The sequence below is a fragment of the Streptomyces hyaluromycini genome, from assembly GCF_002217755.1.
Taxonomy (GTDB): domain Bacteria; phylum Actinomycetota; class Actinomycetes; order Streptomycetales; family Streptomycetaceae; genus Streptomyces; species Streptomyces hyaluromycini.
This window is the reverse complement of record NZ_BCFL01000042.1, coordinates 95,987-105,271: the sequence shown is the minus strand read 5'-3', so window position 1 is coordinate 105,271 and position 9,285 is coordinate 95,987. Positions and strand designations below refer to the sequence as shown.

The 9,285-nt window shown below is 68.6% G+C and carries 7 protein-coding genes and 1 pseudogene; 3 read left to right on the top strand and 5 right to left on the bottom strand.

Translation table 11 applies throughout. The features are described from left to right. Positions 1-552 precede the first annotated feature (552 nt). Positions 553-2,949 carry a DEAD/DEAH box helicase gene (locus SSP29_RS50035; RefSeq protein WP_089107079.1) on the top strand — a complete coding sequence of 799 codons (2,397 nt, stop codon included), beginning with the start codon at positions 553-555 and terminating at the stop codon, positions 2,947-2,949. A 22-nt stretch (positions 2,950-2,971) separates the two neighbouring features. Here the strand turns inward: SSP29_RS50035 and SSP29_RS50030 are convergent, their stop codons facing one another. Next, positions 2,972-3,556, bottom strand: a complete 585-nt coding sequence (locus tag SSP29_RS50030; protein ID WP_089107078.1) for a hypothetical protein — start codon at positions 3,554-3,556, stop codon at positions 2,972-2,974. A 334-nt stretch (positions 3,557-3,890) separates the two neighbouring features. Here SSP29_RS50030 and SSP29_RS60825 point away from each other — a divergent pair, with 334 nt between their 5' ends. Then, positions 3,891-4,226, top strand: coding sequence for a helix-turn-helix domain-containing protein (locus SSP29_RS60825; RefSeq protein ID WP_107436442.1), 336 nt, complete (start codon positions 3,891-3,893; stop codon positions 4,224-4,226). A 7-nt stretch (positions 4,227-4,233) separates the two neighbouring features. After that, positions 4,234-4,902 (top strand): annotated as a pseudogene (locus tag SSP29_RS60820) (hypothetical protein); the annotation flags it as partial. A 344-nt stretch (positions 4,903-5,246) separates the two neighbouring features. Here the strand turns inward: SSP29_RS60820 and SSP29_RS50015 are convergent. The 4 genes from SSP29_RS50015 to SSP29_RS58160 all read right to left on the bottom strand — a co-directional run bounded on the left by SSP29_RS50015 (position 5,247) and on the right by SSP29_RS58160 (position 9,118). After that, positions 5,247-6,308, bottom strand: coding sequence for a 2-oxoacid:ferredoxin oxidoreductase subunit beta (locus tag SSP29_RS50015; RefSeq protein WP_089107077.1), 1,062 nt, complete (start codon positions 6,306-6,308; stop codon positions 5,247-5,249). 4 nt (positions 6,309-6,312) lie between these two features. Then, complete coding sequence (locus SSP29_RS50010) at positions 6,313-8,211, bottom strand: 2-oxoacid:acceptor oxidoreductase subunit alpha (protein WP_089107682.1); 1,899 nt, start codon at positions 8,209-8,211, stop codon at positions 6,313-6,315. Between the two features lie 122 nt (positions 8,212-8,333). Then, the gene (locus SSP29_RS50005; RefSeq protein WP_089107681.1) at positions 8,334-8,846 is read right to left on the bottom strand and encodes a hypothetical protein; all 513 of its coding nucleotides are present in this window, start codon (positions 8,844-8,846) and stop codon (positions 8,334-8,336) included. After that, complete coding sequence (locus tag SSP29_RS58160; protein ID WP_145969080.1) at positions 8,843-9,118, bottom strand: hypothetical protein; 276 nt, start codon at positions 9,116-9,118, stop codon at positions 8,843-8,845. The genes SSP29_RS50005 and SSP29_RS58160 overlap by 4 nt, the downstream gene beginning before the upstream one ends. Between the last annotated feature and the right edge of the window lie 167 nt (positions 9,119-9,285).

The window sequence follows — 9,285 nt, the reverse complement described above, 5'->3', positions numbered from 1 at the left end:
CCCGCGGAGCGGGATACCGTGCGCTGGCGCGCACGGTAGTGAATTCAATTTCGCAAGCGAAATTGAATTACCGAAAAATTCCCGCGCAGGCGCGGGAATTGAATTCCGCAAGCGGAATTGTTAAAAGCGCCGATGCGCGCAAGCGCGCATCGGAAGGATTCCCGCAAGCGGGAATCCGAAAAGCGGCAGCAACAGGGAGGGTGCATCGTTTGGGGAGCTGTGTAGCGACTGGAATTCCAAGCCGTGACCTCCGCAACAAGACTGACGGGGCATCGGGTGCCAGTCGAACGGGAATCTTCACGGATACTCACTCTGTCGCTCTGACGGACGATCAAAAACCATGTCAGTGCGCGGCTCATGCTACATCATCGGCCAGCCTGGTGAGGCGTGAACAGGCCACGATGCATTCTGCGAGGTGAGACTTCACTGAAGGTAGGTGCATCACTATGATGCGCTGTGTAGAGTATGGAGTCAGAGCCCACCATCCCCGGGACCAGTCATCGTTCGTGGATTCCCTCCCGGTGAATTCAGGCAGAAATGGAGAGTACGGGAATGGCCGTGAAACTTCGTGACCATCAGATCGAGGCTGTTGACGCGATCGTTCGCGGCCTGGATATCCCGCCCGGCGGTATCCCGGCGGACGGGCTGCGCGGGCAGGTGCATTCCGCGTGCGGCACAGGAAAAACAATCATGGCTGCCGTAGCGGCCAAGAGGCTTATTCCTCACGGGCGCGTTCTGGTTCTGGTGCCGACTCTGGACCTGCTGAAGCAGACTGTGAAGTCGTGGCGGAATACCGGGCACGTTGGTGATGCGGTGGCAGTTTGTTCGCTGGAAGAGGACCCGCAATTGTGGGGGCTTGATGTGCGGGCGACCACGAATCCTGTCCGGCTTGCTCTCTGGCACGGAAGCGGGCCGGTGACGATGTTCGGCACGTACGCGAGTCTGGGTGTGCTGGCGGAGGCGTTCGAGGGCGAGTACGGGCAGCGGCTGGCGCCGATGGACCTGGTGGTGGTCGATGAGGCGCATCGGACCAGCGGTTCTCTGGGGAAGGCGTGGGCGGCCGTTCACGACCAGGGTGTGATCCCGGCGGCGCGCCGGCTGTACATGACGGCGACGCCGCGGATCTGGCAGGAGCGGCCCCCGACGTGGGAGGTGGCGGAAGGGGTGCGGGACGCGCTGCCGGCGGAGCTGGCGGCCTCCATGGACGATGCCGAGATCTTCGGGCCGGTGCTGTACAAGCTCACGCTGGCGTCGGCCGTGGCGCGGGGGCTGCTGGCCCGGTATCAGATCATCGTGGTGGAGCTGACGGACCCGGTGGTGACGCCGGAGCGGTTGCGGGGGCCGCTGTCGCGCGAGGAAGGGGTGCGTGGGGAGCGGATGGGTGCGCTCCAGGGTGCGCTGTTGCGGACGATGGCGGATCACGGGCTTCAGACCACGATCACGTTCCACCATCGGAGGATCGAGGCGCAGGCGTTCGCGGAGGGGCTGGGGGGTGTGGCGGCGCGGCTGCATGCGGACCAGTCGGGCAAGTACCCGTCGGCGCTGTGGGCTGACTGGCTGTGCGGTGAGCACACCCCGGAGCGCCGGGAGGACGTCCTTGGTGGTTTCGGTGGTACCGCTCAGCGGGCCGTTCTTTCGAATTGTCGCGTCCTCGGGGAAGGCGTCGATATCCGTGCCGTGGATTCCGTTGCGCTGATTGATCCCAAGGGTGCTCCGCATGACATTGTGCAGGCGATCGGTCGTGCTTTGCGGCAGAAGCCCGGTCAGGGGAAATTGGCGTCCCTGATTGTTCCGGTGTTCCTGAAGGAGGGGGAGCAGCCGGAGGATATGTTCACCTCGGGGTCGTATCGGCCTTTGGTGAAAGTCCTGGAGGGGTTGCGGGCTCACGATGAAGAGGCTGTGGAATTGCTTGCCATCCCGCAGGAGGGATTGCAGCGTACCAAGCCTATGGAGACGATCGGTGCGGCCCCTGAGGAGGGTGAAGAGGAATCCCGGCTGCTGCTGCGTTTTGCGGCTCCGAGGGATCCGGTCATGGTCGCGAACTGGGTGTCGTTCAACGTGATCAGCGTCGAGCGGCAGGACTGGGCGCGGGGGTGGGCGGCGCTGAAGCGGTATGCCGAGAGGACCGGCGGGGCGAGGGTGCCCTATGACCACCGGGAGGGGTCGTATCCGCTGGGGACGTGGGTGGCGGAACAGCGAAGGGCGTTTGGGGCGGGGCAGTTGTCGGCGGTGCGGGCGCAGCGGCTGGAGTCGCTGGGGATGGTGTGGGACGTCGCGGACGCGCAGTTCCAGGAGAACCTGGCGGCGGCGCGGGTGTACTTCGAGATGCACTGGACGCTGTGCGCGCCGCGGGGGGCGATGGCGTTGGACCGGCCGGTGGGGCAGTGGCTGTCGAACCTGCGCCGGGCGGGGGCCTTGGAGGGCCATCCGGAGCGGGTGGCCGCGCTCGCCGAGATCGATCCGGACTGGAACCCGGAGTGGCCGGCGGACTGGCAGCGGCACTATGCGGCCGTGCGGGAGCTGCTGCGTGAGGAGGACCAGGCCGTCGTCCTGCCCGGCGTCACCGTGCACGGGATGGACGTGGGGCGGTGGCTGGCCCGGCATCAGGAACACGCGGTGTGGCAGGGCCTCGTGCCCGGGCAACGGGAGCGGCTGACGGCTCTGGGGATCCAGCCGCCGGCCCCGGAGCTGGAGGCGCCCGCCAAGGCCTCTGGGGGCCGCTTGGGGGCGTTCGAGCGGGGGGTTGCGGCTTTTACCCAGTACCGGGAGCGCACGGGCTCTGTGGGGCCCGTCAGCCGCTCTCACGAAGAAGTGATCGTGATCGACGGTGAAGAGGTCACGGTCAAGCTGGGTGTCTTCCTGTCGAACACGAAGACCCGCCGAGCCAAGCTCAGTGCGGACAGGCTTGTGCAGCTGGCCGCACTCGGACTGGAATGGGCGGCGGCGTAGCGGCGTCGGATATCTGGTGCTTCTAGCCGTTAAGGTCGTCAAAGGTGAGCTGCTGCGCCAGCGGAGTACACCCGGCGCAGCCGCACGAGAGCCATTCCTCTTCGACCCATGGGCTATAGATGTGTCGCCCGCCCGGCAAGCCGACGCTGGCACGATGCCACTTTCGCTCTGGCAGCTCGTTGAGTTCTTTCAAGCAACCGCCGAAACGGAACAAGGGCCTAGATTCCTCGAATGCTCCCAAAGTGACAGGAAACTCAGACTCCAGGCTGAGGTCTTCCATATATGTCAGGACATACGCTACGGCGCCGCCCTGCCACTTCCTACGTAGGCGGCCGAACTGTCGGGATCGCGGCCGTTCCCCCCATGCGGTATCGAGACCGACATAGACGGCCCTGACTGTTGCCTCACCGCGGTTGGCAAGGTGCACGACGAGGTAGCTCCGGACGCCACCCTCAATGCTGTAGTGGGGCGCGTCCGCGAAGCTCACCTTCACCGCGAGGCGGGGCCGCTTGCGCACGTAAGTCGCATACGACACCGCCATATTGACACCTGTGATCAACGCGCTACCGGCCGCAATGATGCGCGCGACGTTGTCCGGCCCGGCCATGCTGCTCCCTCGGCTCCGGCGCCCATCTGTGAGCGCTGCCCGAAGGCTCGCCGTGCCTAGGGGACCTGACACCGGTTCTGAGGAGGTTCTGAGCATCACGAGCTGCCCAAGTGAGCGCTGCCGAAGTCGAGTCCGTGGCGGCGGCCGTTCTCACTCTGTGCTGTACCAACTGGTGAGGCGTCAGCTCGGGGTGTTTTCGCTGGTGAAAGGTTGAGGTCAGGGTGCCGCTGGCTGCCGCTGTCACGGGGCGACACGACACCCCCGAAAGAGTCAAGAGAATAGGTTAAATCCAGGGTTAAGTAACTGCTGGTGCGGTTGACGGAGGTGAGCCACCTTGGCGAGTCAGGAAGAGCTGTTCGCGTCGGTCGACGTGCTGCTGGCGGAGGAACCGCAGCTGCCGACCCCGGCGGAGCGGGCGCGGCTGCGGGAGGCGGCGGGGGTCACTCAGGCCCGTCTGGCGCAGGCCTTGAAGACCACCCAGCAGACGGTGACGGACTGGGAGCACGGGCGCAGCGAGCCGCGCCCGCCGCGGCCGGAGGCGTACCAGCGGCTGCCCCGGTTGCGGCCGCTCCCTCCCCGGCCGTCCCGGCGCCGGCGGCCGTCAGTGCGGCGGAGGCGCCGGGTGCCGGTTCCTCTTTTCCGGCCCCGGATGAGGCGGCGCCGGCCGTAACGGAGCGCCGCGCCCCCGCGCCGTGCGGGACGCGGCCGGCGGACGGGTCTGCGGGCACAACCCCGGCTCCCCCGGCGGCACGCCGGTCGACCCGGCCCCGCCGGAGGCCCGGCCCGAACACCCCGTCGCGCAGGGCTGGACGGGCGGCTTCCTGGACGAAGAGGCCTACCAGTGGGTGCGCGACGTCGACCTGCCCACCGGCGGCGAGGCCGCGCTGCCCTTCGCGGCCGGCCCGGACATCAACACCACGTTCCTGGCCGCCGCCGCCCGCCTGACCGTGGGCCTGTCCGCCCCCGAGCACGCCAGTGCCCCGGCGTTCGACCCGAAGATCCCGGGGTGCTGGCTGGTCTGCCTCTCCCCGGTCGGCCTGGACCCGCGCCCTCCCCCGCCGTTCACGCCGTCGGGCGAGCGGCCGACGGGCCCGGCCCGGTACGAGACCCGCACCGTCGCCTACGCGCAGGAACTCGGCCACAACGTCCCCCCGCCGGAGGCGTACCTGCGCCACGAGACCGGCGCGTTCCTGGACCCCTGGCACGAGAGGCCCAGGACCGCGTACGCCGACACGATCGACACCACAGTGCCCGCCGGCCCGGGCCCTGGCGGCCGTCGGGCCCGGTGCAAGAAAGCCGCGCACGCCCCGGTCCACGCGCTGCTCGCCCAGGGCCACTCGCGCCGGACGATCCGCCAGGCATCCGGGCCGGGGCCTCAGCACCGTGCTGCGCTACGCGCGCGCCACCGACCGGCAGGGCACCCTCCGTGAGAACCGGCCCCGACCCACCAGGCCGGACCCTGACAAGCCCTGGAACAGCGGTTCGCCCCAGGATGCACGAACGCCACCCGGCTGCACCGCGAACCCCTCGCCGAGAACGCCCCGGTCATCCACCAGATGGTCCGCGCCTGCATCGCGCCCCTGCGAGCCGCGCCGGCAGCAGCTCCTCCTGCACCGCCGACGGTCCGACAGGTCACCGGCCGGCTCACCCGCCGTCCCGCAAAGCCGACATGGAAAGACCGGGTGCCAGGTCAGCCCGCGACCGTCCAGGTGTCCCCGCCGGCCAGCAGCGCCGCCAGGTCGCCCCTGCCGTGCTGTTCGACGGCGGTGTCCAGCTGCCCGGACATCCGGACGTCGTAGACGGGCCGTTCCACCGAGCGGAAGACGCCGAGGGGCGTGTGGTGCAGGGTGTCGGGGTCGGCCAGCCGGGACAGCGCGAAGGCCGTGGTGGGGGAGGGGGAGCGGGCGTCGTGCACAAGGACCTCGGACTCGTTCTCCGCGCTCACGTCGACCACCTTCAGATCGCCGGTGAGCCGGTCCCGTACGACACCGCGCGCACCGTCCGCGCCGAAGCGGACGGGCTGCCCGTGCTCCAGACGGATCACCGCCTCGTCCGCCGACTGCCTGTCCTTGAGAGCGTCGAAGGCGCCGTCGTTGAAGATGTTGCAGTTCTGGTAGATCTCGATCAGGGCCGTGCCCGGGTGGGCGGCGGCCGCGCGCAGCACCTCCGTCAGGTGCCTGCGGTCGGAGTCGATCGTGCGTGCCACGAAGGACGCCTCCGCGCCGATCGCCAGCGACACCGGGTTGAACGGGGCGTCCAGCGAGCCCATCGGCGTCGACTTGGTGATCTTGCCGACCTCGGACGTCGGCGAGTACTGCCCCTTCGTCAACCCGTAGATCCGGTTGTTGAACAGCAGGATCTTCAGGTTGACGTTGCGGCGCAGCGCATGGATCAGGTGATTGCCGCCGATGGACAGCGCGTCACCGTCACCGGTCACCACCCACACGGACAGGTCCCGCCGGCTGGTCGCCAGCCCGGTCGCGATCGCGGGAGCGCGGCCGTGGATGGAGTGCATCCCGTACGTGTTCATGTAGTACGGGAAACGCGACGAGCAGCCGATGCCCGAGACGAAGACGATGTTCTCCCTCGCCAGGCCGAGTTGGGGCATGAAGCCCTGCACGGCGGCGAGGACGGCGTAGTCACCGCAGCCCGGGCACCAGCGCACCTCCTGGTCCGACTTGAAGTCCTTCACGGACTGCTTGGCCTCGGCCTTGGGGATCAGCTGCAGCAGTCCGTCGGTGGCGTCGGTCATGGCGTCAGTCATGGATGGCCTCCTTCAGCGCCGTGGCAAGCTGCTCGGCCTTGAACGGCATGCCGTTGACCTGGTTGTGGGAACGGACATCCACCAGGTATCGCGCGCGGATCAACGTGGCCAGCTGACCGAGGTTCATCTCCGGGACGACGACGCGGTCGTACCGGGACAGGATCTCACCGAGGTTGCGTGGGAAGGGGTTGAGGTGGCGCAGATGCGCCTGCGCGATCGGCTCGCCGGCCGCCCGCAGCCGCCGTACCGCCGCCGTGATCGGCCCGTACGTCGACCCCCAGCCCAGCACCAGCGTGCGCGCCCCCTCCGGGTCGTCCACCTCCAGATCCGGGACGCCGATGCCGTCGATCTTGGCCTGCCGGGTGCGGACCATGAAATCGTGGTTGGCCGGGTCGTAAGAGATGCTGCCCGAGCCGTCCTGCTTCTCGATGCCGCCGATCCGGTGCTCGAGACCCGGCGTGCCCGGGACCGCCCACGGCCGGGCCAGGGTCTGCGGATCCCGCTTGTACGGCCAGAAGACCTCAGTACCGTCCTCCAGGGTGTGGTTCGGTCCGCTCGCGAACTGCACCCGCAGATCCGGGAGCTCCTCCAGCTCCGGGATCCGCCAGGGCTCGGAGCCGTTGGCCAGATACCCGTCGGAGAGCAGCATCACGGGAGTCCGGTACGCCAGCGCGATCCGCGCCGCCTCCAGCGCCGCATCGAAACAGTCCGCCGGCGTCCGCGGCGCGATCACCGGGACCGGCGCCTCACCGTTACGCCCGAACATCGCCTGCAACAGGTCGGCCTGCTCGGTCTTGGTCGGCAGCCCCGTCGACGGCCCGCCCCGCTGGACGTCGATCACCAGCAGCGGCAGCTCCAGCGAGACCGCCAAGCCGATGGTCTCCGACTTCAACGCGATTCCCGGACCCGAGGTCGTCGTCACGCCCAGCGCACCGCCGAACGCCGCGCCCAGCGCCGCACCGACACCGGCGATCTCGTCCTCCGCCTGGAACGTACGCACACCGAAATTCTTGTGCCTGGACAACTCATGCAGAATGTCCGACGCCGGGGTGATCGGGTACGACCCGAGGAACAACGGCAGACCCGCCAGCCGGGACGCGGCAACCAGCCCGTAGGACAGCGCCAGGTTCCCGGAAATGTTCCGGTACCTGCCCACCGGGAAAGCGGTGGCCGCCGGGGCGACCTCGTAGGAGACCGCGAACTCCTCCGTCGTCTCACCGAAATTCCAGCCCGCCCGGAAAGCCGCCAGGTTCGCCTTCATGACCTCGGGCTTCCTGGCGAACTTCTGCTGGAGGAATCTCTCCGTGCCCTCGGTCGGCCGGTGGTACATCCACGACAAAAGACCCAGCGCGAACATGTTCTTGCTGCGCTCGGCCTCCTTACGGCTGAGACCGAACTCCTTCAGCGCCTCCACCGTCAGCGCGGTCAGCGGCACCGGATGGAGGCTGTAACCGTCGAGTGACCCGTCCTCCAGAGGCGAGGTGCCGTAGCCGACCCTCTGCATCGCCCGTCCGGTGAACCCATCCGAGTCGACAATGACCTCCCCCCCGCGCGGCACATCCGGCAGGTTCGCCTTCAACGCAGCCGGGTTCATCGCCACCAGCACATCCGGCGCATCACCGGGAGTGAGGATGTCATGGTCGGCGAAATGCAACTGGAACGAAGAAACCCCCGGCAGAGTGCCCGCAGGCGCCCGGATCTCGGCCGGGAAATTCGGCAGCGTCGACAGATCATTACCCAACAACGCCGTCTCCGACACAAACCGATCACCCAACAACTGCATACCATCACCCGAATCACCCGCAAACCGAATAACCACCCGCCCCAAACAACACAACTCCTTCACGGGTAATCTGCCCGTCGCGGGTGGCTTGGTGGTTTCCACAGACATATCTGTCTCGGCTCCTGTCAGTGCGGCGGACAACCTCTAGCTGTACAGCGTGGGTCGCAGACCTGCCCCAGAGGCTAGGCAGGGCCGTTAGAGGGGCGCTTGTGCCGTCGTACGGCTGTGCGTCACGGGTCCCGGGCGTCAAGCCGTGGGACGTAGTGGAGGCGGGCCGCGCTCCGGACGCCACCGGCCTCGGCGATACTCGCGAGGCCGAGCAGGGCGCGGACCCGGTGGCCCGTGCACCGGCCTTGGCCGTCTGGCCCGCCAGCAGGGCGTGGGCCGCCGAGGCCGTGTCGGGCCGCTGCCAGACAGTCGGGGCTCCCGACGTGGGCGGCCAGGTCGGCGTCGCGGGTGTAGGCGGCGCGCGCGGCGCCGGAGTCGGTGCCAGCCAGGTGGTCGCCACAGGCCGCCAAGACGTGCGCCGCGCGGTCGTATCCCAGCCGTTCGGAGAGGGCGAGCGCCTGTTCGGTGAGGGCGACGGCGCGCTCCCCGCGGGCTCCGGCCAGGGCAGCGAGGGCATCCGGGGCCAGGGCGGTACCCCAACGGCCGCCGAGGAACCGGAGGGTGTCGTCGGCGGTGCGCAGAGCGGCCTCCGCGCGTACGAGGTCGTCCGAGCCGAGGGCACTGTGGGCGATCACATACTGGGCGGGGGCCCGTGCCCACTGTCGGGGCTCTCCCTCCGGGCGGCGACGAGGGCGTGGGCCCGGTGCGGGTCGCCGTCGGTGGCGTTCCGCAGGGTCAACGGCAGCGGAGCGGCCGGATACCGGCCCAGCTGGGAGCCCGACCACACTGTTTCCAGGGCCGGTTCGGCGCACGCCCGTGCTGCCGCCAGGCCAGCGGCGGGCAGCCGAAACTCCTCGTACTCCTCGGTCGGCCTGTTCAGCCATGAGCTGGGCGGCGCTGCCGGCACCGGACCACTTGAGTCGGCCTCAAAGATTCGCTGAAGGCGTGCTGTGTGCCGGTGGTGGATCCTGCGTGGGTGCCGCGGGGGAACTACTGTCCACTGCCGGAAGCGGACCAGCGGTTTGCGGGGAAGTGCTGGTTTCGGGATTCCTGTCGCAAGCTCGTCGAGTTTCC

Excerpts from the sequence above, each read along its gene's own strand:
- SSP29_RS50035 (WP_089107079.1), top strand. The coding sequence starts at position 553 with ATGGCCGTGAAACTTCGTGACCATCAGATCGAGGCTGTTGACGCGATC.
- SSP29_RS50030 (WP_089107078.1), bottom strand. The coding sequence starts at position 3,556 with ATGGCCGGGCCGGACAACGTCGCGCGCATCATTGCGGCCGGTAGCGCG.
- SSP29_RS50015 (WP_089107077.1), bottom strand. The coding sequence starts at position 6,308 with ATGACCGACGCCACCGACGGACTGCTGCAGCTGATCCCCAAGGCCGAG.
- SSP29_RS50010 (WP_089107682.1), bottom strand. The coding sequence starts at position 8,211 with ATGTCTGTGGAAACCACCAAGCCACCCGCGACGGGCAGATTACCCGTG.